This window comes from Nocardioides humi (assembly GCF_006494775.1).
Classification (GTDB): Bacteria; Actinomycetota; Actinomycetes; order Propionibacteriales; family Nocardioidaceae; genus Nocardioides; species Nocardioides humi.
Window position 1 is genome coordinate 4,888,934 of sequence record NZ_CP041146.1, and the last position, 24,958, is coordinate 4,913,891.

20 protein-coding genes and 1 pseudogene are annotated in these 24,958 nt (G+C 73.1%); 11 read left to right on the forward strand and 10 right to left on the reverse strand.

The genetic code is table 11. The annotated features are described in order from the left end of the window. Window positions 1–11: 11 nt before the first annotated feature. On the forward strand, window positions 12–992 hold the full coding sequence (locus FIV44_RS23630) for a DUF808 domain-containing protein (RefSeq protein WP_141006582.1): 981 nt from the start codon (window positions 12–14) through the stop codon (window positions 990–992). A gap of 25 nt (window positions 993–1,017) precedes the next feature. On the opposite strand, the gene FIV44_RS23635 is transcribed toward FIV44_RS23630, so the two are convergent. Beyond that, window positions 1,018–1,428, reverse strand: coding sequence for a DUF6234 family protein (locus FIV44_RS23635; RefSeq protein ID WP_141006583.1), 411 nt, complete (start codon window positions 1,426–1,428; stop codon window positions 1,018–1,020). Window positions 1,429–1,836: 408 nt separating this feature from the next. On the opposite strand from FIV44_RS23635, the gene FIV44_RS33705 reads away from it, so the two are divergent. Then, window positions 1,837–3,501: a transposase gene (locus FIV44_RS33705; protein ID WP_484213899.1), complete on the forward strand. Its 1,665-nt coding sequence runs from the start codon at window positions 1,837–1,839 to the stop codon at window positions 3,499–3,501. Here FIV44_RS33705 and FIV44_RS23645 read toward each other — a convergent pair. Both FIV44_RS23645 and FIV44_RS23650 read right to left on the reverse strand, forming a co-directional pair. Beyond that, window positions 3,473–4,264 carry an HNH endonuclease signature motif containing protein gene (locus tag FIV44_RS23645; RefSeq protein WP_141006585.1) on the reverse strand — a complete coding sequence of 264 codons (792 nt, stop codon included), beginning with the start codon at window positions 4,262–4,264 and terminating at the stop codon, window positions 3,473–3,475. The two genes, FIV44_RS33705 and FIV44_RS23645, sit on opposite strands and share 29 nt — an antisense overlap. After that, on the reverse strand, window positions 4,261–4,746 hold the full coding sequence (locus FIV44_RS23650) for a hypothetical protein (RefSeq protein ID WP_141006586.1): 486 nt from the start codon (window positions 4,744–4,746) through the stop codon (window positions 4,261–4,263). Before FIV44_RS23650 ends, FIV44_RS23645 begins: the two co-directional genes overlap by 4 nt. A gap of 298 nt (window positions 4,747–5,044) precedes the next feature. On the opposite strand from FIV44_RS23650, the gene ahcY reads away from it, so the two are divergent. The 9 genes and pseudogenes from ahcY (at window position 5,045) to FIV44_RS23695 (ending at window position 16,645) form a co-directional block, all read left to right on the forward strand. Beyond that, a complete protein-coding gene (gene ahcY, locus FIV44_RS23655) occupies window positions 5,045–6,487 on the forward strand; it encodes an adenosylhomocysteinase (protein WP_141006587.1) in 1,443 nt (480 codons plus the stop codon). Window positions 6,488–6,560: 73 nt separating this feature from the next. Then, complete coding sequence (mtrA, locus tag FIV44_RS23660; RefSeq protein WP_141006588.1) at window positions 6,561–7,271, forward strand: MtrAB system response regulator MtrA; 711 nt, start codon at window positions 6,561–6,563, stop codon at window positions 7,269–7,271. 762 nt (window positions 7,272–8,033) lie between these two features. After that, a pseudogene (gene mtrB / locus FIV44_RS33710) lies at window positions 8,034–8,992 on the forward strand (MtrAB system histidine kinase MtrB). Beyond that, window positions 8,989–10,761: an LpqB family beta-propeller domain-containing protein gene (locus tag FIV44_RS23670; RefSeq protein ID WP_141006589.1), complete on the forward strand. Its 1,773-nt coding sequence runs from the start codon at window positions 8,989–8,991 to the stop codon at window positions 10,759–10,761. Before mtrB ends, FIV44_RS23670 begins: the two are co-directional and overlap by 4 nt. Before the next feature lie 350 nt (window positions 10,762–11,111). Then, window positions 11,112–12,629 carry a YhjD/YihY/BrkB family envelope integrity protein gene (locus tag FIV44_RS23675; RefSeq protein WP_141006590.1) on the forward strand — a complete coding sequence of 506 codons (1,518 nt, stop codon included), beginning with the start codon at window positions 11,112–11,114 and terminating at the stop codon, window positions 12,627–12,629. Between the two features lie 62 nt (window positions 12,630–12,691). After that, window positions 12,692–13,408 (forward strand): ComF family protein, encoded by a 717-nt coding sequence (locus FIV44_RS23680; protein WP_141006591.1) that lies wholly within the window; start codon window positions 12,692–12,694, stop codon window positions 13,406–13,408. A gap of 465 nt (window positions 13,409–13,873) precedes the next feature. Continuing rightward, entirely contained in the window at window positions 13,874–14,497 is a 624-nt protein-coding gene (gene hpf / locus FIV44_RS23685) for a ribosome hibernation-promoting factor, HPF/YfiA family (RefSeq protein ID WP_141006592.1), read from the forward strand. 105 nt (window positions 14,498–14,602) lie between these two features. Beyond that, on the forward strand, window positions 14,603–15,277 hold the full coding sequence (locus FIV44_RS23690) for a response regulator (RefSeq protein WP_246086585.1): 675 nt from the start codon (window positions 14,603–14,605) through the stop codon (window positions 15,275–15,277). Window positions 15,278–15,436: 159 nt separating this feature from the next. Then, window positions 15,437–16,645: a winged helix-turn-helix domain-containing protein gene (locus FIV44_RS23695; protein WP_141006593.1), complete on the forward strand. Its 1,209-nt coding sequence runs from the start codon at window positions 15,437–15,439 to the stop codon at window positions 16,643–16,645. Here the strand turns inward: FIV44_RS23695 and FIV44_RS23700 are convergent. The 7 genes from FIV44_RS23700 to FIV44_RS23730 are packed head-to-tail and all read right to left on the reverse strand — an operon-like array spanning window position 16,636 to window position 24,957. Then, a complete protein-coding gene (locus FIV44_RS23700; RefSeq protein ID WP_141006594.1) occupies window positions 16,636–18,504 on the reverse strand; it encodes an AMP-dependent synthetase/ligase in 1,869 nt (622 codons plus the stop codon). The genes FIV44_RS23695 and FIV44_RS23700 overlap by 10 nt on opposite strands. A gap of 44 nt (window positions 18,505–18,548) precedes the next feature. Next, on the reverse strand, window positions 18,549–19,700 hold the full coding sequence (locus FIV44_RS23705; RefSeq protein ID WP_141006595.1) for an MlaD family protein: 1,152 nt from the start codon (window positions 19,698–19,700) through the stop codon (window positions 18,549–18,551). Continuing rightward, window positions 19,697–20,683, reverse strand: a complete 987-nt coding sequence (locus FIV44_RS23710) for an MCE family protein (RefSeq protein WP_141006596.1) — start codon at window positions 20,681–20,683, stop codon at window positions 19,697–19,699. The genes FIV44_RS23705 and FIV44_RS23710 overlap by 4 nt, the downstream gene beginning before the upstream one ends. Next, on the reverse strand, window positions 20,680–21,819 hold the full coding sequence (locus tag FIV44_RS23715; protein WP_141006597.1) for an MCE family protein: 1,140 nt from the start codon (window positions 21,817–21,819) through the stop codon (window positions 20,680–20,682). The genes FIV44_RS23710 and FIV44_RS23715 overlap by 4 nt, the downstream gene beginning before the upstream one ends. Then, window positions 21,816–22,799 (reverse strand): MCE family protein, encoded by a 984-nt coding sequence (locus FIV44_RS23720; protein ID WP_141006598.1) that lies wholly within the window; start codon window positions 22,797–22,799, stop codon window positions 21,816–21,818. The genes FIV44_RS23715 and FIV44_RS23720 overlap by 4 nt, the downstream gene beginning before the upstream one ends. Continuing rightward, complete coding sequence (locus FIV44_RS23725) at window positions 22,799–23,854, reverse strand: MCE family protein (RefSeq protein ID WP_141006599.1); 1,056 nt, start codon at window positions 23,852–23,854, stop codon at window positions 22,799–22,801. Before FIV44_RS23725 ends, FIV44_RS23720 begins: the two co-directional genes overlap by 1 nt. Further along, window positions 23,851–24,957 carry an MCE family protein gene (locus FIV44_RS23730; RefSeq protein WP_141006600.1) on the reverse strand — a complete coding sequence of 369 codons (1,107 nt, stop codon included), beginning with the start codon at window positions 24,955–24,957 and terminating at the stop codon, window positions 23,851–23,853. Before FIV44_RS23730 ends, FIV44_RS23725 begins: the two co-directional genes overlap by 4 nt. Window position 24,958: the final 1 nt, after the last annotated feature.

The following is a 24,958-nucleotide window of genomic DNA, read 5'->3' on the forward strand; positions in this document are numbered from 1 at the left end:
GTGAGCGCGCGGTGAGCGCGGGCCTGTTCGGCCTGCTCGACGACGTCGCCGCCATCGCCAAGATGGCCGCCGCCTCGATCGACGACGTCGGCGCCGCCGCCGGCCGGGCGACCACCAAGGCCGCCGGCGTGGTGATCGACGACACCGCGGTCACCCCGCAGTACGTCCACGGCGTCGCCGCCGAGCGCGAGCTCCCGATCGTCAAGCAGATCGCGATCGGCTCGATCCGCAACAAGCTGCTCATCATCCTGCCGGCCGCGCTGCTGCTCAGCGAGTTCCTCCCGGGTCTGCTGCCCGTCATCTTGATGATCGGCGGCACCTTCCTCGCCTACGAGGGCGCGCACAAGGTCTGGCACCTGCTCTCCGGCCACGACGACCACGACACCCCCGTCGCCGAGATCGGCCCCGAGGCGGAGCGGCAGATGGTCTCCGGCGCGATCCGGACCGACCTGATCCTCTCGGCCGAGATCATGGTGATCGCCCTCGCCTCCGTCGAGGACGAGAGCTTCTGGGCGCGGCTGGCGATCCTGGTCGTCGTCGCGCTCGTGATCACCGTCGCGGTGTACGGCGTGGTCGCGCTCATCGTGAAGATGGACGACACCGGGCTCCTCCTGGCCCAGCGGTCCTCACGACTCGCCCAGCGGGTCGGCCGCGGCCTGGTCGCGGCCATGCCGCGGCTGCTGTCGGTGATCTCGATCGTCGGCACCGTCGCCATGCTCTGGGTCGGCGGCCACATCCTCCTCGTCAACGTGCACGAGGTCGGCTGGTGGGATGCGCCGTACGAAGGGGTGCACGGCATCGAGCACGACATCGAGCACGCCGTCCACGGCTTCCTCGGCAGCGCCCTGGCCTGGCTCGCCAACACCGGCATCTCGGCCGTGATCGGTCTGGTCGTCGGCGCGGTCGTCGTCGCGGTGATGAGGGTGCTGCCGTTCCCGGGCGACAAGGACCCGGTCGAGCAGGACGACGACGGCGAGCCTGCCGCGCACTGACGCTCCGGCACGCCGACCCGTCCCGTCAGCCGCCGACGCAGTCCCCGGAGCCCGAGTAGCAGGGCACGTAGTCCGGGTTCGGCTGCGGCAGGTCGTCGTGGCGCAGCGCGTCCCCGTCGATCGCCGGCATCGCGAACGCCACCGCCGAGACCAGGCCGGCCAGCGCCACCACGGCGTGCCAGACGACCGCTCCGCGCGCCCGCCGGCGTACGGCCAGCACCAGGGTGGTCACGGCCGCCGCCGCCAGCACCGTCACGAGCACCCGGTAGGTGCGGATCTCCTCCGGCCCGGGCACCGAGCACTCGCCGAACGCGCACAGGTGGGAGCCGAGGTAGAGCAACGGCAGGAACAGGGCGGTGCCGACGGCGGTCGCCGAGGCCAGCGCCTCGACGAGGGGACGGAGGAGGGCGGGGTGGTCGCGTTCGGTGACGGGCACGAGCGCAGGCTCGCGCGCCGGGCGGCTCCCTGCATGAGTACCCGTCCCCAGATCCGGCAGGAGGCCGGCTGGGCCGGACGGGTGCTCTAGGCCGCATCGGACCTCCTCGACTCGGGGACGCGCGCGGCACACGGCCAGGCGTCGGGAGGGATGGGCCGGCCGACCTCGAGAGGGTGGGTGCCCCGGTGGTCGACGAGGAAGAGCAGGTCGTGGGGCGAGCGCCAGAGGTAGCTGCCGGGGGCGACGGTGAGATAGCGCCAGGCGGTGAAGGTCTTGGCGCGGTGGTGTCGCCGGCACAGCGGAGGCTGTCGCGTGAATCGCGTGTCTCCCTCGCGGTTGTGGGGGAACGCGAAATACTTGGGTGTGGCTGTGAATGTGCGTTGTGGCGATGTCGATCAGTTGATGTTGATGCCTCCGTCGGTCAGGGACTGGTTGCCTGAGGATCATCTGGTGTTCTTCGTGCTCGACACGGTGGCTGAGCTCGATCTGAACGAGTTCTTTGCTGCGTATCGGGCCGACGGGCGTGGTGGTGCGGTCTATGACCCGTCGATGATGCTCGCGGTGCTGCTCTACGCCTACGCGACGGGTGAGCGGTCCGCCCGGCGGGTCGAGCGGCGCTTGGTCGAGGACGTCGCGTTCCGGGTGCTGGCGGCCAACCAGCAGCCCGATCACGCCACCTTGGCCCGGTTCCGGGCCCGGCACCAGGACGCGATCGCCGGTCTGTTCGGCCAGGTCCTCGGCCTGTGCGTCAAGGCCGGAATGGTCGATGCCGGTGTGGTTGCGATCGATGGGACCAAGCTCGCCGCGAACGCATCGTTCTTCGCCAACCGTGAACATTCCGCTCTGGACGAGGAGCTCGCGGCGATCGCCGAGCTCACCGAAGCCGACGACACCCGGGCGGGGATCTCCCCGGAGGCTGCCGAACAGATCGCGAAGCAGATCCTCGAAGAAGCCGCTGCTGTCGATGAGGCCGAGGACGCCGAGTATGGCGATGCTCGTGGCGGCGAGCTCCCCCCGGAGTGGGCCGGTGGGCGGGACCGCCGTGCCCGGATCCGTGCCGCGTTGGATGAGCTGGAGTCGCAGAAGGCGCGTGATTACGAGTCCCGGATGGCTGAGCGGGCGAAAAAGGAAGAAGCTTTGGGTCGCAAGCTGACCGGGCCGACACCGAAGAAGGACGCGGCGCGGCGGTCGAAGCCGCGACGGGCCAACACCACCGATCCGCACTCACGGATCATCGCCCAGGCCAGCAAGGGTGTGCTGCAGGGCTACAACGCCCAGGCCGCTGCGACGACCGGTCAGATCATCGTGGCTGCGGAGGCAACCGCGACGTCGAACGACCAGCCCCACTTCGTGCCGATGGCGGCCGCGGTCACCGAGAACCTCGCCGATGCCGGGCACGTCAACGAAGCCGGGACGACTACGACGTTGGTGGCCGATGCGGGCTACTGGACCGCTGCGAACGGCACCACCGACCTCAGCACACCTGATGGCGCCAGTGTCGAGGTGTTGATCGCGACGAAGAAGGCGTCGTGGCGCAAGGCGGCCAAGCCTGACGATGACCAGCTCGCGGTGCTGGCCAAGGTCAACCGCGGGGAGCTTTCGCAACGCAAGGCCGGAGCCATCCTCGGGGTCTCCTACAGCTGGGTGGGGAGCATGACGAAGCGGTACTTCGGCACCGAAGGTGAACGCATCACCCGATCTGCCGAGCCCGAACCCGCCGAGTGGATCCCCGTCATCGAACGTGTCGATCGCAAGGAGATCTCCAAACGAGCCGCCAGCGTCGAGCTGATGGTCTCGGCCGCGCGAGTCAACACGATGCTCGCCCACATCCGTGGTGAAGCAGTCGATCCAGCCATCGCCCGCCAACAGATGGACGACAAACTCGCCGATCCCGACAACGCAGCGCTCTACGCCAAGAGATCAAGCAGCATCGAGCCCGTCTTCGGCAACATCAAGCACAACCTCGGGTTCCGACGATTCAGCCGACGCGGCCTGCCCGCCGTGCACAGCGAGTGGCGGCTGATGTGCACCGTCCACAACCTGCTCAAGCTGCAACAGGCGGCCCTCGCCTGACAGGCCGACCGGGCACCACCCGGTCGACCCATCCGACAACGTCACCGACCGATTCACGCGACAGCCTCAGCGGCACCAGGTTGCAGGGGCAGGTGGGGCCGCCGTCGCGGTGGGGGACCCCATGGTCGAGGTCGCAGCGGGTGGCCCTGGTGGTGCAGCGCGGGAAGCGGCAGGCGTGGTCGCGCAGCTCGACCCGGGAGCGGAGCCGGTCGGGGACCTCGTAGGAGTCGATCGGGACGTGGTCGGCGAGGTCGACCACCGGCCGGACGACGACGGAGGTGCCGGGTACGCCGAGCCACTCGCGGACCTGCGCGGGACTGAGCGGGCAGGCGCCCTCCTCCCAGCGGGCCACCGGGTTGTCGGCGTCGGCGGTCAGGTGGAGGTTGAGCACGACCTTGCGTCCCGGCGCCCGGGCCGCTCGCGCGCCGCCGTCCGGAGCGTCGGCGCAGCCCTCGAGGTCGAGGGTGAGGTCCTGGCGGGCGATCTCGCCGACCGCGATCGAGCGGCGTACGTCGAGCGGCTGGGCGTCGCCGAGCCGGCCCCGCAGGGCGGCGCGGCGTCGTACGGCCTCCTCGAGATCGTGGCCGTCGGCGGCGTCGAGGACGCCGTGGACCTCGACCAGGCCGTCGGCGTCGGGCCGCTCGACGCCCATCCGCCGCCGCGCGGCGGCCTTCGTGCGTCTGGCCTCGGCCGCGACCGGGTCGTGCCGGGTCACGGCCTCGTCGACGAGCCGCTCGATCTGGGCCCAGGTGCAGGCGGTCACGGCCCGGAGCTGCCGGTCGACGAAGTCCGCGGCGCCGGCGTTGAGGGGCGGGTGAGATCGGCGATGCGCTCGGCGCGCCACGGGGCGAGCCGGCCGCGGGTGACGGCGGCGTAGACCCGAGGCAGTCGCCAGGCGCACTCGACGACCCGGCCGACGAAGGCGCGTCCGCCCTGGGCGGAGCGGTCGAGGACGGAGACGAGCTCCATGAGGTGGTGGTCGCTGATCAGCGGGGCGCCGTCGCCGGCGATCGGGACGCCGGTGTCGATCACGCCGTCGGTGAGCGTGGCGGCGCCCTCGGGGGTCGTGACGACATGGCGCTCGGCCCAGGCCACGACGGCGACCCACTCCGCGACGACGAGGGCCGCGCGGCTGCGGGCGCCGCTGCGGATGGTCCGGAGCAGGTCGGCCGGGTCGTGCTGGTCGAAGAGGCGGGCGGGAGCGGCAGGAGAGCTCGCGAGGGGAGCGATGGTGGAAGTGGTCATGGGGTCACCTCACCAGCGGGGTCCGACGGACGGCGGTCGGTGCGGGATGGCCTGTGGACAAGGGGTGGGGAAGGGCGGCTGTGGAGAGACGAGGGACATCCGCGGTGATTCCGCGGGATCGGGCGGCCGTCGCCGGCGGCGTGGCGAGAGGCGTCGGCGGCAGCCTGCCGCCCGACCTGCGCCGAAGACACGCTCGGCCGGTTCAACTTGTAGGGTGGTCCGTGTCATGCGCGGGAGATCCCGACGATGCGCAGATGCGCCGCAGGACGCCACCACTCGGACGTTTCGAGGATCATTCATGGACTACAAGGTTGCCGACCTGAGCCTGGCCGAGTTCGGCCGCAAGGAGATCGAGCTCGCCGAGCACGAGATGCCCGGCCTGATGGCGATGCGCGCCCGCTACGGCGCCGACCAGCCGCTCAAGGGCGCCCGGATCGCGGGCTCGCTGCACATGACCATCCAGACCGCCGTGCTGATCGAGACGCTCACCGCCCTGGGCGCCGACGTCCGCTGGGCGACCTGCAACATCTTCTCCACCCAGGACCACGCCGCCGCCGCCGTGGTCGTCGGCAAGGACGGGACGATCGACGCACCCGCCGGCACGCCCGTCTTCGCCTGGAAGGGCGAGACCCTCGCGGAGTACTGGGACGAGGCCGAGAAGGTCTTCGACTTCACCGACGCCGACGGCACCAAGGTCGGCCCCAACGTGCTGCTCGACGACGGCGGTGACATCACCCTGCTCGTCCACAAGGGAGTCGAGTTCGAGAAGGCCGGCGCCGTACCGAGCCAGGACTCGACCGACAACGAGGAGTACAAGGAGGTCCTCCGGGTCCTCGCGCGCTCCGTCGAGGCCGACCCCAACCGCTGGACCAGCATCGCCGCCGGCATCAAGGGCGTCACCGAGGAGACCACGACGGGCGTCCACCGCCTGTACGAGCGCTTCAAGGAGGGCTCGCTCCTCTTCCCGGCGATCAACGTCAACGACTCGGTCACCAAGTCGAAGTTCGACAACAAGTACGGCTGCCGCCACTCGCTCGTCGACGGCATCAACCGCGCCACCGACGTCATGCTCGCCGGCAAGACCGCCGTCATCTGCGGGTACGGCGACGTGGGCAAGGGCTCGGCGGAGTCGCTGCGCGGCCAGGGCGCGCGCGTCGTCGTCACCGAGATCGACCCGATCTGCGCGCTGCAGGCCGCGATGGACGGCTACGAGGTCAAGCGCCTCGAGTCCGTCGTCGAGAACGCCGACATCTTCGTCACCACGACCGGCAACTTCGACATCATCCGGGTCGAGCACTTCGAGAAGATGAAGAACCAGGCCATCGTCGGCAACATCGGCCACTTCGACAACGAGATCGACATGGCCGGCCTGGCGAAGATCCCGGGCATCGTCAAGGACGAGATCAAGCCCCAGGTCCACCAGTGGATCTTCCCCGACGGCAAGAAGGTGATCGTCCTCTCCGAGGGCCGCCTGCTGAACCTCGGCAACGCGACCGGGCACCCGTCGTTCGTCATGTCGAACTCGTTCACCAACCAGGTCCTCGCGCAGATCGAGGTCTTCACCAAGACCGACGAGTACCCGGTGGGCGTCTACGTCCTGCCCAAGCACCTCGACGAGGAGGTCGCCCGGCTGCACCTCGACGCCCTCGGCGTCGAGCTCACCGAGCTGACCAAGGAGCAGGCGGAGTACATCGGCGTCGACGTGGCGGGCCCCTTCAAGCCCGACCACTACCGGTACTGACCAGTACGTCGCAGGGGCCCGGCACCGCGGTGGTGCCGGGCCCCTTGGCGTGCTCCCGCCTAGGATTGCGGTCATGACCCCGCCGACCAGCGCGCCGACGTACCCCACCAAGGGCCGCGTCCTCGTCGTCGACGACGACGCGCCGCTGGCGGAGATGCTCGGGATCGTGCTGGGGCAGGAGGGCTTCGAGAGCCGCGTCTGCCCGCGCGGCGACCAGGCGCTGGCGGCGTTCCGCGACTACCGGCCCGACCTGGTGCTGCTCGACCTGATGCTGCCGGGCAGGGACGGCATCGACGTGTGCAAGGAGATCCGGGCGGAGTCCGGGGTGCCGATCGTGATGCTGACGGCGAAGGGCGACACCGTCGACGTGGTGGTGGGCCTGGAGTCGGGTGCGGACGACTACGTCGTCAAGCCGTTCAAGCCCAAGGAGCTGGTCGCCCGGATCCGGGCGCGGGTACGACGGACCGAGTCCGTGCCGCAGGAGACGCTCACCATCCGCGACGTCGAGATCGACGTGGCCGGCCACGCGGTCACCCGGGGCGGCGAGGAGGTCTCCCTGACGCCGCTCGAGTTCGACCTGCTGCTGTGCCTGGCCCGCAAGCCCGGGCAGGTGTTCACCCGCCAGGTGCTGCTGGAGGAGGTCTGGGGCTACCAGCACGCCGCGGACACCCGCCTGGTCAACGTCCACGTGCAGCGCCTGCGGTCCAAGGTCGAGCACGATCCGGAGCACCCCGAGATCGTGCTGACGGTGCGCGGTGTCGGCTACAAGGCCGGCTCCGCCTAGGCCCGCGGCGGCCGGGCTCGGCCGCCGCGGACTCGACGGCCTGCGCCGGTGCTGGGGGTGGCTGGCGCCCCGGCTGCGCCGCGCGCTGACCTTCTGGCGCCGCTCGATCCAGGCCCGGGTCGTGGTCAGCACCGTCGTGCTCTCCGCCGTGGTCGTCAGCGGGGTGGGCTGGATCCTGCTCCAGCAGACCCGCGACGGGCTGCTGCGGCACCGTGCCGACGTCGTCCTCGGCGAGGTGGACGCGGAGGTCGCCGACGCGCGGAACCGCCTCGAGGCGGCGTCGGGCCGCGACGTGAACCCCAGCCGGCAGCAGCGCGACCTGGTGGACCCGATCATCGAGCGCGGGGACAGCCGGGGGTACGCCGTCGTGCTGGCCGGACCCGAGGGGAGGACCCGCCGCTGCGCACCGGCGGCGGCGAGTACACCAGCGGACTCGACCTGGTCAGCGTGCCGACGTCGCTGGAGGAGCACTTCGACGGCCCCAGCCGCGCGACCGCGTGGACCTACACCGAGATCGTGCGGGTCAGCGGCGCTGGGGGCGAAACCCGCACGAGCCGCGAGCCCGGGATCGTGGTCGGCTCGCAGGTCCAGCTGCCGTCGGACGGCAAGACGTACACGCTCTACTTCCTGTTCCCGCTCTCGGAGGAGCAGGAGACGCTCGGTCTGGTCACCCGCGCGCTGCTGACCGCGGCCGGCCTGCTCCTGGCCCTCGTGGCCGGCCTGACCTGGCTGGTGACGCGGCAGGTCGTCACGCCGATCCGGATGGCCCGGCGGGTCGCCGAGCGGCTCGCGGCCGGTCGCCTGCAGGAGCGGCTGCAGGTCGCCGGCGAGGACGACATCGCCCGGCTGGCGTACTCCTTCAACCAGATGGCCACCAGCCTCCAGCGGCAGATCCGCCAGCTGGAGGAGCTGAGCTGGGTGCAGCGCCGGTTCGTCTCCGACGTCTCCCACGAGCTGCGCACGCCGCTGACGACGGTCCGGATGGCCTCCGACGTCCTCCACGACGCGCGCGAGAGCTTCGACCCCGCCACCGCCCGCTCCGCCGAGCTCATGCAGGCCGAGCTCGACCGGTTCGAGAACCTGCTCGTCGACCTGCTGGAGATCAGCCGCTTCGACGCCGGCGCCGCCGTGCTCTCCACCGAGAACGTCAACCTCGGCGACCTGGTACGCCGAGTGGTCGACGCCGCGCGCCCGCTGGCCGACCAGCGGGGGATCCGGGTCGCCGTCGAGGATCCCGAGGAGCCGGTGCGGGCCGACGTCGACGTCCGCCGGGTCGAGCGGATCCTGCGCAACCTGGTCACCAACGCGATCGACCACGCGCTCGCCGACGACCCGACCGAGGAGGTGCTGGTGCGCCTGGCCTCCGACGAGGAGTCGGCCGCGATCACCGTCCGCGACCACGGCGTGGGACTGGCGCCGGGGAGGCGTCGATGGTGTTCAACCGGTTCTGGCGCTCCGACCCGGCCCGCACCCGCACCAGCGGCGGCACCGGCCTCGGGCTGGCGATCGCCCAGGAGGACGCCCACCTGCACGGCGGCTGGCTGCAGGCGTGGGGGCGCACCGGGCAGGGCGCGCAGTTCCGGCTCACGGTGCCCCGGCACGCCGGCGGGACGCTCCGGCACAGCCCGCTGCCGCTCGTGCCCGAGGACGCCATGTCGAGCGACGCCGCGGTCGTGGTCGGCCCCGCGGGCGTCGTACCGAGGCCGGAGGAGGGGCGATGAATCACCCCACGAAGCTCCACGCGGGGACCCCGATGAGCCGGCGGATCATCGGCTGCCTGGTGGCCGCGCTCGCCCTCTCCGGGTGCGTCGCGCTGCCGACCTCCGGCCCGGTCGTGCAGAGCAGCGGCACCGACCGCAGCGACACCCGCCGCGCCAGCGACATCGACGCCCGGCCGCCGGTCGCCGGCGCGTCCCGCACCGAGGTCGTGGCCGGCTTCCTCGACGCGATGACGGCGTGGCCGGTGCAGACGAGCGTGGCCAAGCAGTACCTCACCGACCAGGCCGCCGTCGGCTGGGACCCGGAGCAGGAGACGGTCATCTACAGCGACTCGCTGCCCGTGCGCGAGAGCGGCGGGACCGTCTCGGTCCAGCTGACCGCGGCCGATCGGCTCGACGCCGTCGGTGCCTGGCAGGGCGCGATGGCCGCCGACGAGCTGACCCTGGACTTCCGGGTGACCGTGGAGGACGGGGAGTACCGGATCGTCGACCCGCCGGACGCGCTCGTCGTGCCCGCGTCGTGGTTCCGGCAGCGCTACCGCCAGGTCTCGCTCTACTACTTCGACCCGGTCGGGCAGATCCTGGTGCCGGAGCCCGTGTTCGTCCCCGAGGGCGACCAGCTCGCGACCAGCCTCGTCTCCGGCCTGCTGGCCGGGCCGCCCACGCTGGCCCGCGGGGTGGTCCACTCCTTCCTGCCGCCCGGCCTCAGCGTCGGCCTGTCGGTGCCGGTCAGCGAGGCGGGCATCGCCGACATCGCGCTCGTGGGGGAGGCCCAGACGATCCGGCCGGAGCAGGCCGAGCTGATGCTCGCCCAGCTGGCGTGGACGCTGCGCCAGGATCCCACGGTGACCGCCCTGCGGGTGAGCATCGACGGCACGGAGCTGCCGCTCCCGGGCGGCGCGTCGCAGTACTCCGTCGACGCGGCCGCCGCCTTCGGTCCCGCCGGCCCCGGCTCCGGGCGGCTGCTGTACGGCATCAGCCAGGGACGCCTGGTCACCGGCAGCGCCGATGACGACCTCGTCCCCGTCACGGGGGCGTTCGGCGAGGAGGGGGCGGGCCTGGGCGCGGTGGCGGTCCGGCCCGACAACGAGCGGGTCGCGGCGGTCGATCTCGACGGCAGCCGGGTCCGGCTGGCCACGGTACGCCGGTCGGAGGCCCAGCCCGCGCCGCGGACCCTCCTCGAGGAGGGCCAGTACGCCCGGCCGTCCTGGGACAACGCCGAGCGGCTCTGGGTGCTCGAGCGCCGCTCGGGCGGAGCGGTGGTGTGGCTGGTCGAGGGCGACCGCCCCGCGCGGACCGTCCGCGTCCCCGGCATCACCGGCACCCGGGCGCGCGCGCTCATCGTCAGCCGCGACGGCACCCGGCTGATCGGCGTCGTCCGCACCGCCGCCGGCGACACCCTCGTCGGCGCGCGGGTCATGATCGGCGGCCGCGGCCAGGTGCTGCGGGTGCGCCGGCCGCTCGTCGTCCGCGCGCCCGAGGGCAGCAGCATCGCCGACCTCACCTGGACCAGCCCGATCCGGATCGGGCTGCTCACCGCGACCGCTCCCGGCAAGCTCTACGAGGTCGACGTCGTCGCCGCCGACGGCGCCACGGTGGGCGTCGACGTGCTCTCCACGATCGTCACCGGCAAGGTCCTCGGGCTCGCCGGCTCGCCGGTCCAGGACGCCCCGATGTTCGCCGTGTACGCCGACCGGTACGTCGACCTGGTCCGCCAGCAGAAGTACGACGCCGGGCCGGCGGGGCTGAGCCAGCTCGACTACGCGGGCTGACCGTCCGGCGCCCTTCCCCGGCGGCGTGGTGTCGCCGCCCCGGCCGATGCTCGAACTGGCTACGGTCAACCCGATGACCGACTATCTGCCACCCCGGGGGGTCCTCGCACGAGCCGCGGCGCTGACCGCGCCCGTGGTCGTGGGTACGGCGCTCGCGTGGCTGCTCGGGGCGGGATCGCGCTGCTAGGGGCCGTGGTGGGGGTGGTCGCGGCAGCGCCCGTGGCGGTGGTCGCACTGTCCTGGGGGACCCGTGCGGCGGTGGTCGGCTCGGCGGGCGTCGCGGCGGGTCTGGGGGCGCTGTCCGCCGACCGTCCGATCGTGGCGGCCGCGATCGGACGGTCGCGGCGCTGGTGCAGGCGCCCGCCAGCCTCCGCTCGGCGGGGATCGCCGCCCTGCTGCCCGTCGCGGCGGCCATCGGGGTGTCGGTGCCGCTCGACGGCGGCGGAGCGGCGCTGGCCGGCTGGACGGTCGCCGGCGGCGCCCTCGTCGTCGCCGTCGGGCAGGTCGCGGGACTGGGTGCCCCGCCGCAGCCGGTGACGAGCGCCGTCGCGTGGCGGCACGCCGTCGTCGCCGCGGTGGCCGTCGGGGGCGCGACCCTGCTGACCACCGAGCGGGAGGTCGGCCACGGCTACTGGCTCGTGCTCACCCTGGCCGTCGTGCTGCGGCCGGTCCGGGACGAGACGGTCGCGGGCGCCCGGGACCGGGCGGCCGGCACCATCCTGGGCATCGCCGCCGCGGTCGCGGTCGTCCTGCTGCTGCCGCCGGCGGCCGCGGTCGCGCTGGCGGTGGCGTGCGTCGTGGTCGCCAACGCGTGGGCGCTCGTCGGGAACCTCCGGCGGCAGGCGCTGTTCACCACGCCCGCCGTGGTGCTCATGTCGTCCTCCGGCGTCGCCTCGGCGGCCCTCGGCCTGGCCGCCGAACGGCTCGTGCTCACCCTGCTCGGCGCGCTGCTCGCCGCCGCGGCGGCCGTCGTCCTGGCGCGCTGGGACGGCGCCGCGGAGACGGCGGGGGCCGCAGGGCCTGCCGAGGGCGACGGGCGTGCCGCCGTGGCCCGGCTCGCGGCCCGGGTCGCGGCCGGCCTGTCCCGCCGGTGGCCGGGCCGGATCGCGCTGCACACCGCCGCCTCGCTGCGGCGGGTCGAGCTGTTCGACCGCTCGATGGCCATCGCGGCCCAGTTCTTCACCTCGGTCTTCCCGATCCTGATCGTGGCCGCCTCGTGGGCGGGCGAGCGTGCCAGCCAGCGCGTCGCCCAGGAGCTCAACGCGCCCGCGGTCGCCGGCGCGGTCGCCGGCTCGCTGTCGGAGCCGTCGTCGGCGAGCTTCGGCATCCTCGGCTCGCTGATCGTGCTCGTCTCGGCGACCAGCCTCTCGCGCACCCTCACCCGGTCGCTGGCCGTGGTCTGGCAGCTGCCGCGTCCCCGCAGCCGGATCGGCTCCGTGTGGCGCTGGCTGTCCGCCCTGACCGCGCTGGCCCTCTCCCTCGTCGCGACCGGACGGCTGCGCTCGCTCGTCGACGGCCTGCCGCCCTCCGAGGTGTGGTCCGTCCTCGCCGTCGCGGCCGCCGACGCCGGCATCGCGCTCTTCGTGTCCTGGGTGCTGCTCGAGGGCAAGGTGCGCGGACGGCTGCTGCTCCCGGGCGCCCTGCTGTACGGCGCCGCGATGGTCGCGGTGCGGCCCGCCTCGGCGTCGTACTTCTCCTACCTGCTCTCCGAGCGCGGCGCGACGTACGGCAGCATCGGTGTGGCCTTCATCTACCTCGCGTGGCTCTACCTGGTCGCCCTGTGCTTCCTCACCGCGCTGACCGTGGGCCAGACGATCGCGACCGACGAGGGCGGCCTCGGCCGGCTCATCCGCGGTGAGCGCCGCTGAGCTCTCCACAGGCGGCGCGGGACCGGGTGGCCCGTGCCGGGGGCGACTGGTGGGATGGCCCGGTGCGCCCGCTGCCCGATCTCGCCGACGGCTTCGTCGACCTGGTCCTCGGCTCCCGCTGCGTGGGGTGCGGCCGGCCCGGCCGGCCGCTCTGCGCCGCCTGCCACGCCGCGCAGCCGGAGGAGGCGAGCCCGCACCGGCCGACGCCCTGCCCGGCGGGGCTGGCGCCGTCCCACGCGGTCGGGGCGTACGACGGCGTGCTCCGCGCGCTCGTCCTCGCCCACAAGGAGCAGCGGGTGCTGGCCCTCGCCGAGCCGCTCGGCGACCTGCTCGCCAGGGCGGTCGCCGCGGCCGTGGCCCCCGGCGAGCCCGTCGTCCTCGTGCCGGTCCCGTCCCGGGCCGCCAGCGTCCGGCAGCGCGGCCACGACCCCACCCTGGCCATGACCCGGGCCGCCGCGCGGGTGCTGCGCCGCTCCGGCGGCGTGGTCCGGACCGCCCGCCTGCTCCGCCTGCGCCCCGGTGTCGTCGACCAGGCCGGGCTCGACGCCGCCGGCCGGGCCGCCAACCTGGCCGGCTCGATGACGGCGCCCGCGCCCGCCGTACGACGTCTCGCGCGGCGCTGCCCACGGGCGCACGTCGTGGTGTGCGACGACGTCCTCACCACCGGCGCCACGGTGCGGGAGGCGCAGCGCGCGCTGGAGGCGGTGGGCGTCCCGGTCGCCGCGGTCGCGGTGGTCGCCGCCACCCATCGGCGTACCGGCACAGGACCGATGCCCTGAACTTCGGGTGAAGCCTTTCTTCGTCACCAGCGACGGACTAACGTCTGGTCATGGAGTCCGCCCGGGTCCGTGGTTGCGTCGCCCAGGCCGGGCGCGAGCCCAGCCCGGTGCGGCAAGCCGATGCCAGTCGCAGGCGAAACGGCCCACGTAAGCCGGTCCCCGGACCGGTGATCACGGTGCGGCTTAGTCGTAAGTCCTGCCTCGGACCGGACGTCAGATGCGTCCGTCTCCGGGAGAAGGCCAGTAGTGGCAGCAAGCTGCGAGCGCCTCAGCAGGCGGGTGTGGGGACGAAGACCAGGTCGGCCGGGCGGGCTCCTGTTTTGTCTGGCGCGAGCGTGTCGCCTGTCGAGGTTCGCTGGGCGCGAGCTGGCTTGGCGGCCAGACGGCTCGGGCGCGCAGTACTCAGACGTCCTGCCGGGGCGGCAGGAGAAACCCATCACGCCGAAATCCCCTTGGAGGTAACTGATGGATGTTGTGGTCACCGGACGGCACTGCGAGATCTCGGACCGGTTCCGGGCTCATGCCGCCGAGAAGCTCACGAAGCTGGAGAAGCACGATCACCGGATCATCCGGGTGCACGTGGAGGTGGACTGCGAACCCAACCCGCGCCAGCATGACCAGGCCGTCCATGTGGAGCTCACGGCCTTCTCCAAGGGACCGGTGATCCGCGCCGAGGCCGCGGCCGACGACAAGATGGCCGCGCTCGACCTGGCGCTGGACAAGATGGCCGCGCAGATGCGGAAGGCCGCCGACCGTCGGCGCGTGCACCGCGGGCGTCGTACCCCCGTCTCGGTCGGCAAGGCGCTCTCCGACGCCCAGGCCACCGTGGTCGAGGAGGTCGAGGAGGACGTCGCGATCGAGCGGCAGGTCGGGCCGATCACGGTGACCGGCGACGGTCCGCTGGTGGTGCGGGAGAAGACCCACCCGGCGAGCCCGATGACGCTGGACCAGGCGCTGTACGAGATGGAGCTGGTCGGTCACGACTTCTACCTGTTCGTGGACAAGGAGAGCGAGCGGCCGGCCGTGGTCTACCGGCGCCGCGGGTACGACTACGGCGTCATCTCGCTCGACGTCGGCGGCGCGGAGTAGGCGCCGCGACCGTCGCTCCGGGCTCGGCCTGGCCAGGTTCGGGCCGAGCCCGGGGCGCGCTCGTGTCATGATGCTGGCGTGGTGAGTGGGAATCAGGTGGGAACCGTGGGTGTGGGGCCCGCGAAGGAGTCGGTCCGCGTGGTGGTGGTCGACGACCAGGAGCTGTTCCGGCGCGGCCTGACGATGCTCCTCGGCATCGAGGACGGCATCGAGGTCGTCGGCGAGGCCAGCAACGGGGTCGACGGCGTCGCCCTCGCGATCAGCAGCGTGCCCGACGTGGTGCTGCTCGACGTCCGGATGCCGAAGCAGTCGGGCATCGAGGCCTGCGTCGCGATCAAGGAGGCGGTCCCGATGACGAAGATCATCATGCTGACCGTGTCCGACGACGAGGCCGACCTCTACGAGGCGGTCAAGAGTGGCGCCTCCGGCTACCTGCTCAAGGACTCCTCCATCGAGGAGGTGGCCCAGGGCATCCGGGTCGTCGCCGACGGCCAGTCGCTGATCAGCCCGTCGATGGCGGCCAAGCTGATCGACGAGTTCAAGACCATGTCCAAGCCCGACCGCCCCGACGCCCTGGCGCTCAAGCTCACCGACCGTGAGCTCGAGGTGCTCCGGTTCGTGGCGCGCGGCCTCAGCAACCGCGACGTCGGCGTCCAGCTCGCGATCAGCGAGAACACGGTCAAGAACCACGTCCGCAACATCCTGGAGAAGCTGCAGCTGCACTCGCGGATGGAGGCGGTCATGTACGCCGTGCGGGCCAAGCTGGTGGAGTTGGACTAGGCCGGGCTCGGCCGCTGCATGGATCCCCGGATGTCCGGGGATCCATGCGCTTGTCAGGCGTTGCAACACCTGACAAGCGCATGAGATGCCCCTCCTGTGTGACAGGTGAGGCGCACGGGGCCCGCGGACGCTGTCGGCGGCGACTCCTAGGGTGGCCCCGTGCCCACCACGCAGTCCCTGTCGCTCGCGCAGGCCCGTCGCGTCGCGCTGGCGGCCCAGGGCTTCTTGGACCCGGCCCACGCGGTCCCCACGCTGCGGACCTTCGACCGCACCCTGGCCCGCACCGGCGTGCTGCAGGTCGACAGCGTCAACGTGCTGCAGCGGGCCCACTACATGCCGCTCTACTCCCGGATGGGCGCCTACGACGTCGACCTGCTCCGGCGCGCCGCGAGTGGGCGCAACCGGCGGGTCGTGGAGTACTGGGCGCACGTGCAGGCCTTCATGCCCGTCGAGCTGTGGCCGGCGATGCGGCACCGGATGGACGACTACCGGTCCCGGCGGGGCAAGTGGTTCACGGTCGTCGAGGACGACGCGCTGGAGGCCGCGCTGCTCGCCGAGATCGCCGAACGCGGCGCCAGCACGGCCCGCGAGCTCGACGACGGGCTGCCGCGCACCAAGGACCACTGGGGCTGGAACTGGTCGCGCGCCCGGCGGATGCTCGACTACCTCTTCACCACCGGGGACCTGGCGATCGCCGGGCGCAACAGCCAGTTCGAGATCCGCTACGACCTGCCCGAGCGGGTGCTGCCCGCCGCCGTCCTCGACGCGCCCGCGATGACCGCGGCCGACGCCCATGTCGAGCTGGTACGACGAGCCGCGCGCTCCCACGGCGTCGCGTCGGCCCACTGTCTGGCCGACTACTACCGGATCCGGATCGGCGAGGCGCGGGTCGCGATCGAGGAGCTTGTGGCCGCCGGCGAGCTGGAGCGGGTCGAGGTGCAGGGGTGGCGCCGCCCGGCGTATCTCCACCGCGAGGCCCGCCTCCCGCGGCGCGTCGGGGCGCGGGCGCTGCTGAGCCCGTTCGACCCGGTGGTGTGGGAGCGCGACCGGGCCGAGGCGCTCTTCGACTTCTTCTACCGGATCGAGATCTACACCCCGGCCGCGCGGCGGGTCCACGGCTATTACGTCCTGCCGTTCCTGCTCGGCGAGCGGATCGTGGGGCGGGTCGACCTCAAGGCCGACCGGGCGACGTCCCGGCTGCTCGTGCAGTCGGCCTGGGCGGAGCCGCACGCCCCCGCCGAGACGCCCGCCGAGCTGGCCGTCGAGCTGGACCGGCTGGCCGGGTGGCTCGGCCTGGCCGGAGTCGAGGTCGCCCCGAAGGGCGACCTCGCCCCGGCGCTCAAGGCGGAACGACGCCGCTACGCGTAGAGCCGCTCCAGCACGTCGGCGTACTTCGCGTGCACGACCCGGCGCTTGAGCTTCAGCGTGGGGGTGAGCTCCTCGGACTCGGCGGTCCACTCGACGGGCAGCAGCTCCCAGGCCTTGACCTGTTCGGGCCGGGAGAGCCGCTCGTTGGCGCTGTCGACGGCCTGCTGGGCCACCGCGAGGATGGCCGGGTGCTGGGCCAGCTCGGCCAGCGAGATCCCGGAAGGGACGCCGATCTGGGCGGCGACCAGAGGCGCGATCTCGGCGTCGAGGGTGAGCACCGCGACGACGTACGGGCGGCCCTCGCCGAAGACCAGCGCATGGCCGACGATCGGGCTCTCCTTGAGGTGGTTCTCGATGTTGGAGGGCGCGATGTTCTTGCCGGAGGAGGTGATGATCATCTCCTTCTTCCGGTCGACCACCTTGAGGAAGCCGTCCTCGTCGAGCTCGCCGATGTCGCCGGTGTGCACCCAGCCGTCGGCGTCGATGAGGGCGGCCGTGGCGTCGTCCTGCTTGTAGTAGCCCTGCGAGGAGACCGGTCCGCGGGCCAGGATCTCGCCGTCCTCGGCCAGCGAGATCTCGATGCCGGGGAGCGCCCGGCCGACGGTGCCGAGCCGGAACTGGTCCGGGCCGCAGGCGGTCACCGCCGCGCACGTCTCGGTCATGCCGTAGACGTCGTAGATGCGCATGCCGAGGCCGGCGAAGAAGCGCGCGACCTCCAGCGGCATCGGGGCGGCGGCGGAGGCGGCCCACTCGCAGCGGTCGAGGCCGAGCAGCGCGCGCAGGAACGCCAGCAGCCCGTCGTCGACGGCCCGGAAGCGGGCCTCCAGCTCCGGGGAGACGACGCCCCCGGTCTGCTGCGCCTCGACGTACTCCAGCCCGACGGCGAGCGCGGCGTCGACCTGCGCCCTCTTCTCCGGGTCGGTCTCGGCGGCCAGCTTCGCCGTCACCCCCGTCTTGATCTTCTCCCACACCCGCGGGACGCCGAAGAAGCGCGTCGGGTGGACCTCGCCGAGGGCGCCGAGGAGCAGCGCGGGGTCGGCGATCAGGTGGATGTGGGCGCCGTTGATCTGCGGGATGTACATGCCCAGGGTCCGCTCGGCGATGTGCGCGAACGGCAGGTAGGAGATGAAGTCGTTGTCCTGGGTGGGCGCGGCGACCCGCAGCGAGCAGGCGCACTCGTAGAGCACCGCGTGGTGGGTGAGCACGACGCCCTTCGGGTTCCCGGTGGTGCCGGAGGTGTAGAGGATCGTCAACGGGTCGTCGGGGGAGATGGCGGCCGTCCGGGCCTCGAGCTCGTCGCCGTGGGCGGCGCGCCAGTCCGCCCCGGCGGCGAGGAAGGCGCCCCAGGTGACGAACCGGTCGTCGCCGGCCGGCGCCTCCGCGTCGATCAGGACGACCGTGCGGAGCGCGTCGGTCGAGCCGAGCGCGCGCTCCCAGCGGGCGAGGTGGTCGGCGCTCTCCAGGACGACGACCGCGGGCTCGGCGTGCCCGGCGACGTAGGCGACCTGGTCGGGGGAGAGCGTGTTGTAGACCGACATCGACACCGCGCCGGCGTGCACCGCCCCGAGGTCGGCCACGACGTGCTCGATCCGGTTGCTCGCCATCAGCGCCACCCGGTCGCCGGCCCCTACGCCGGCGGCCATCAGCGCTCCCGCCACGTCGAGGGCCTGTTCGCGCAGCTCGGTCCAGCCGACCGTGCGCCAACCGGGGGCGTAGCCGGCGGACAGATCGACGCCGACCTTGTCGGAGTAAGCCGCGCGGTCGCCCTCCGCCGCCACGGTGCGGGCGAAGGCGATCGGCAGGGTGAGGCCGGCGATCTCCTGCTCGATCTCGGCGCGGATCGCCAGGGTGTCACTCATCGGGTTTCCTCTCGGTTGGGTGGGTGATGGGCCGGGACGGCGTGCTACTGCCGGGGAACCTCGGCGGAGCCACGGCCCTGGGTGCCCTTCGGCGGGTCGATGCACCGCACGTCGGTGCGCGGCTCACGGCGGCGGGTGTCCTGGACGTCGCGCTGGACGCTCTTGTCGTAGACGCAGTTCTTGAGGATCCGCGGCACCAGCACGACCCGGCCGCTGCCGTCGCGGGTGCTGCCGGCCATCACGTCGGCCTGGAGCGGCGCCCAGTCCAGCCAGTGCTGGAGTCCGCGCAGGTGGCGGGCGGCCATCTCGGTGAGGGGTACGCCGTCGCGCAGCATCCGCCGCAGCTCGGGCGCGGCCGCCCGCCACCAGCGCTGCAGCCGGGGCAGCAGGTCGATCGCCGTGGTGACCGTGCGCCGGATGTCCGGCGTGGCGGCGGCGAGGGACTGTGCGACGGCCTCCAGATCGGCGGAGAGCCGGCGGATCTCGGGGGAGAGGTCGGCCACCGTCGTCAGCGGCTGCTCGGCCCGCTCCGCCAGCACCGTCAGGTCCGGCTCCAGCCGGCGCAGCATCGCGAAGGCGCTCTCCAGCTCGATCGCCAGCGAGCGCAGGTCGACGTCCTGCTCGCTGTCGCCGAAGATCGCGGCGGTCTCGGCGGCGATGGTCCGCACGTCCGCGACGTCGAGGTGGGACATCAGCTCCTGGGCGTGCGCGAGCACGTCGGGCACGCCGAGCGGCACGGACGTCGCGGAGACCGGGACGGTCGCGCCGTCCGCGAGATAGGGGCCGCTGTCGGTACGTGGACGGACGTCGAGGTACTGCTCGCCCACCGCGGAGAGGTTGCGGACCTCCATCGCGCTGTCCCGCGGGATCCGGACACCCGGGTCGATCGCCAGGTGCGCGGTCACGCCGACGCCCGCGAGCTCGCTGAGGCGGACATCGGTCACCTTCCCGATCCGCTGCCCGCGGTAGGTGACCACCGATCCCTCGTGCAGGCCGGCCGCCTGGGGCAGCTGGACCGTGACGGCGTACGGGTGGTGGAAGAGGGAGCCGCCGACGACGGTGTCGGCGACGTAGACGACGCCGGCGACGAGGATCACCAGGATGAGGGTCTGGGCGACCCGGATCCGGCGGCGCCACATCCGGGCGCTCGAGGCGGCCTGCTCGGCGGGCGTGGGCCGGGTCATCGGCCGGGTCATCGGGTGTCTCCCGTCGCCATCAGCGCCTTCAGGTCGAGCAGGAAGGTGAGGTCGAAGTTGGCGAAGTCGCCCGGGGCGGCACGGTCGCTGCCCTCGGCGAAGGCGACCAGGCCCGTCAGCACGCCGTCGATGTCCTTCCGGCCGTCCAGCAGCGACCGCAGGACCGGCTTCATGTCCCGCAGCTGGGCGACGAGGTCGGAGCGCACCGCCCGGGTCAGCGGGGTCGCCACGGCGTCGAACCGGCTCAGCGACTCCATCGCCGCCACGAGCTGCTCGCGCTGCTGGTCGAAGGTCGTGACGAGGTCGGTGAGGTCGGTCAGCGACCGGGTGATCGCGGGCAGGTCGCCGGCGAGCCGGGTGGTGAGCCGGTCCAGGGACGCCGTGAGCCGGTCGACGCGGGGGAAGTCGGCGTTGAGATCGGTGACGGCCGTGTCGAGCCGGCCCAGCAGCCGCCGTACGTCGCCCGCGTTGCCGGTCAGCGCGACGTCGAGCTGGTCGATGATCGTGGAGATGTCGGCGAAGCTGCCGCCGGTCACCACCGTCGAGAGCGCGCTGAGCAGGTCGGTCACGTCCGGCGCGCTCCCGGTCGCGGCCACGGGGAGGGTCGCGCCGTCGGCCAGCACCGCGCCGGTCTCGCCGGGGAAGAGCTGCACGAACGCCGTGCCCATCGGCGAGGTCAGCCGGATCTCCGCGCGCGAGGAGTCCCGCAGCTCCACCGAGGTGGAGAGCGCGACCTCGACCTCGGCGACGTAGTCGCCCGCCTCGACGGACTCGACCTGCCCGACGGTCGCGCCGTCCAGCCGCACCGGCGCGTCGACCGGCAGGTTGAGGGCGTCGGCGAACTCGATCGTCACCCGGTACGTCGGCCCGGAGACCAGGCCCGGCAACGGGACGTCCTCGAGGGTGAGTCCGCAGCCGCTCGTGACGCCGCCGAGGAGCAGCACGAGCGCGGCCGCCGCGCGCCGGGTCCCGCGGCGGCTCACGGGATCGCCCCCGGCAGGCCGTCATACAGGCCGTCGAGGATCGGGTCGAGCAGGCCGGTGCCCTGGCCGTCGAACAGCAGCCCGCACAGCCGGCTGCCGGCATCCCCGGCGAGCGCCTCGGCGAACACCCGGCAGCTGTGGTCGCGGAACATCGCGGAGAACGGACCCGCGCTGAACGCGAACTGGACGCGCAGCCGGCCGAGGTCCCAGTCGTAGGCCCGGGCGAAGTTCTCCGCCATCGTCGGCATCGTGTCGAACGCCTCCGCCAGGGAGCCCTGCCGCGAGCGCACCAGCTCCACCACGTCGGCCAGGCCCGCCAGGTCGTCGCCGAGCACGGCGCCGTTCTCCTTCAGGAACCGGTCGGCCAGCCGGGTCAGCCGGTCGAGTCCGTCGAGGGTCGCGACCAGCTCGTCGCGCTGGTCGGCGAGGACGGCGCCGGTGCCGGCGGCGGCGTGGGTGAAGTCGCGCAGCGTGCGGTCGCGCTCGGCGAGCGTGCCGACCAGCGCCACGAGGCTGTCGGTGACCGCGGTGAGCTCGCCGTCCTTCGCGTTGATCATCGCCAGCGCGTCGCGGCTCTCGGCGAGGGCCGCGCGCAGGTGGGGGCCGTTGCCCTCCAGGGCTCGCGCGGTGGAGGCGAGGACGTCGCCGAGGCCCTTGCCGTCCTGGTCCTCGTCGCCGAGGCCGCCGTCGAGGGCGCGGACCAGGTCGTCGATCGCCGTCGCGATCTCGTCGACGGTGGCCGGGGACCGGGTGTGGTCGCCGTCGATGTGGGCGCCCGAGGCGAGCGTCGGGCCGCCGGTCCAGGCCGGGCCGAGCTCCACGAACCGGTCGGTGACCAGCGAGCCCTGCAGGATCTGCGCGCCGGCGTCCGCGGGCACCCGGGTGCCGGGCGCCAGGTGCAGGACGACCCGCATCGTCGTCCCCCGTGGCTCGATCCGGACGATCTCGCCGACCTTCACGCCGAGGTAGGTGACGTCGTTGCCGACGTACACGCCGGTGGTGTCGACGAAGTCGGCCGTGACGACGAGGTCGTCCGGGTTGTCGCCACCGAGCCAGCCCACGAGCCGGGCGCCGGACAGGAGGAGGGCGAGGACGACGACGGCTGCCGCGGCGCCCAGCACGGTGCGGCGGCTCATCGGCAGTCCTCGGGCGTGATCGAGCAGACCAGGTCGTCGGGGACGATCGCCCAGGGGGCGTTCACGCCGAGCCACGGCCCGTCCCCGGTCGCGTTGGTGAAGACCCGCATGGTCGGGCCGGCCAGCTCCAGGGTCCTGTCGAGCTCGGCCCGGTGCTCGTCGAGCACCCGCAGCACCGAGCGCAGGTCGCGCAGGGCCGGCTTCAGCTCGGGCGCGGTGGCCCGGACCAGCGCGGTGAGCCCGGTGACGAACCGGTGCGCGTCGTCGAGCAGCGCGCGCAGCGTCTCCTTGCGCTGCTGGACCATCAGCAGCACGGTGGTGCCGTCGGCGAGGACCCGGTCGAGGCTGTCGGTCTGGTCGAGCACCAGCTCGGTGACCCGGCGGACCGAGGACAGCAGTGCGTCCAGCTGCTGCTCGCGGTCGTTCGCGATCGCCGACACCCCGGCGATGCCGTCGAGTGCGTCCCGCAGCGTCTCCGGGGCGATGTCGAGGTCGGTCGCCAGCACGCCCACGGCCTGCTGCACCCGGTCGAGGTCGAGCGCCTCCACCTGGGGCGTCGACTCGAGCCAGAACCGCTCGATCGTGTAGCTGTCGACGGCGTGCTCGACCGCGATCGTCCGGCCGTCCGCGAGCGGGTCGCCCCGGCCGGGCGCGAGGGAGAGGAAGCGCTCGCCGAGGATGGAGAGCAGCTTGACCTGCACTGTGCTGTCCTCGGTCACGCCCAGGTCCTCCGGCGAGCCGGTGAGACGGAACCGGACGTCCACCTGGTCGCGGTCGGCGGTCACGGCGATCACCTTGCCGACCTTCAGACCCGCCATCCGTACGTCGTCGCCGGGCTCCAGTCCCGCGGCGTGCCGCAGGCGTGCGTGATAGGCGGGATCGCCCGCGAGCGCCCGGACACCGAGCAGCAGGAGGCCGAGCACCACCACCGCTGCGACGACGCGCAGCGGCCAGGCCAGTCGTGCCCACGTGGTGCTCATCAGCGGCACCTCTTCGAGTGCCTGTTGCCGGTGACGCCGAGGTCGAGCGTGGCCGGGATGCCGGCGCCGCCCGCGGCGAGGGTGCAGACGTAGACGTTGAGGTAGCTGCCGTACCCGAGGGTGCGCAGGTAGGTGTCGAGCTGCCGCGGCACGGCGGCACCGGTCTGCACCAGCAGGTCCCGGCGGCCGGCGAGATAGCGGAACCACGGGTTGCTCAGCACGGCCACGTCGACCGCGGGCTGACGGACCGTGTCGACCAGGTCGGCGGTCGTGGCCGAGAGCCGGGCGAGGGAGTCGAGGCTGATGGCGATCCGGTCGCGGTCGTGCGCCAGGCCGCCGGTGAGGGAGGCGAGACCGTCGACCAGGCGGGTGATCTCGGCCCGGTGCTCGTCGGTGGTGTCGAGGACGAGGGTGACGTTGTCGACGACCTTCGCCAGGGCCGCGTCCCGGGCGACGACGCCGGAGGTGAGCTCGGCCGTCTGGTCGAGGAGATGCCGCAGGGTCGGCCCCTGACCCTGCAGCACCTCCACGATGTTGGTGGCCAGCCGGTTGATGTCGGCCGGCCGCAGCAGGTCGAAGATCGGCTCGAAGGCGTTGAACATCGCGGTCAGGTCGAGCGCCGGCCGGGTCCGCCCCAGCGGGATCCGGGCGCCGTCGGCGAGGCGGCCGGCGTCGGCGGTGCGCTCGGGCCGCGAGAGGTCGACGTACCGCTGGCCCATCAGGTTGAGGTAGTCGACCGAGGCGACCACGTCGTCGTGGAGGCGCTGGTCCGCGCTGACGCTCATCGTCACGACGGCCAGCCCGCGCTCGTCGTCGCGGCCGAGCCGGGTCGCGGTGACCCGGCCGACCCGGACGCCGGCGACCCGGACGTCGTCGCCGGCGCGCAGGCCGGTCGCGTCGCGGAACACGGCGGTCAGGGTGATCGCGTCGCCGCGCTGCGCGCGCGAGAGGGTGCCCGCGACCATGCTGGTCAGCAGCAGCGCCACGACCGCGAACAGGGCGACGCCGAGCACGGCGCCGCGGTGGCGGCGCAGCTCACTGAGCTGGCGGCTCACCGCTCGCCTCCGCAGGGTCCGGTGAGGCCGCGGTAGGTGGGGCAGTCCTCCGGGTCGCTCGCGTCGTACGGGTCGAGGAGCTGTGGGGCGAGCACGCCCTCCATCTGGATCCGGCCGTTCCGTACGGCGTCGGCGCCGTTGCGCAGCAGCGCGGGGACCTTGCGCAGCAGGGTCGCGAAGGCGGGGTACCGCTCCGCGAACACCTCGAGGTTGGCGGCGGTGGCGTTGAGCAGGCGCGCGGTCAGGGCGCCGTTCTCCCGCAGGAAGGTCGTGACGCCCTCCTCGCCGTCCAGCAGCGCGGGCACGGCCGCCAGCAGCCGGGAGACCTCCTGGTGCCGCCGGACGAGGGTCCGCGCCAGTGGGCGGGTGTCGCGGAGCGCCCTCACCAGCGACGGCTCGACGTCGGCGACCAGGTCGGTGTCCCGCGCGAGCAGGTCGAGGTCCTCGCGCACCTGCGGGTGCAGCTCGGCCCAGCGGCCGAGGAAGCCGTTGCCGTCGCGGACCAGCTCGGCGATCCGGGCGCCGCGCCCGTCGAGGGCGTCGGCGAGCTGGGACAGCGCGACGTCCCACTGGGCGGGGTCGACGGCCGCCAGCAGCCGCTGGGTCGCGGAGAAGGTGTCCATCAGGCGCAGCGTCGCCGTGGAGGTGTCCGCCGGTACGACGGCGCCGTCGGCCAGGTGGGCCGGCGCGGAGTCTGCGGCGGTCTGAGGGGTCGCGGCGGTCTCGGCGTCGGCGACCAGGTCGACGTACTCGTTGCCGAACAGCGTGCCGGGCAGCACCCGCGCCGTCACGGCGGCCGGGATCAGCCCGGCGTGCTCGGGCTCGACCAGCACCTGGGCGCTCGGTCCCGCGGGGTCGACGTCGATGACCCGCCCGACCCGCAGGCCGTCGTACTTCACGTCGGAGTTGATGCCGAGGGTGTCGCCGACGGTGGGCAGCTGGACCGTGACGCGCACGTCGCCGCTGAGCACGCCGAGGGTCTGCAGGCCGAGGACGCCGGCGATCGCGCCGAGCAGCAGGAGACCGGCGACGCCGGCCGCGGCCAGGCGCAGCCGGAGGGTCCGGGGCGCCAGCCGGCTGTGCGCGAAGAGGAACTCGCTCACG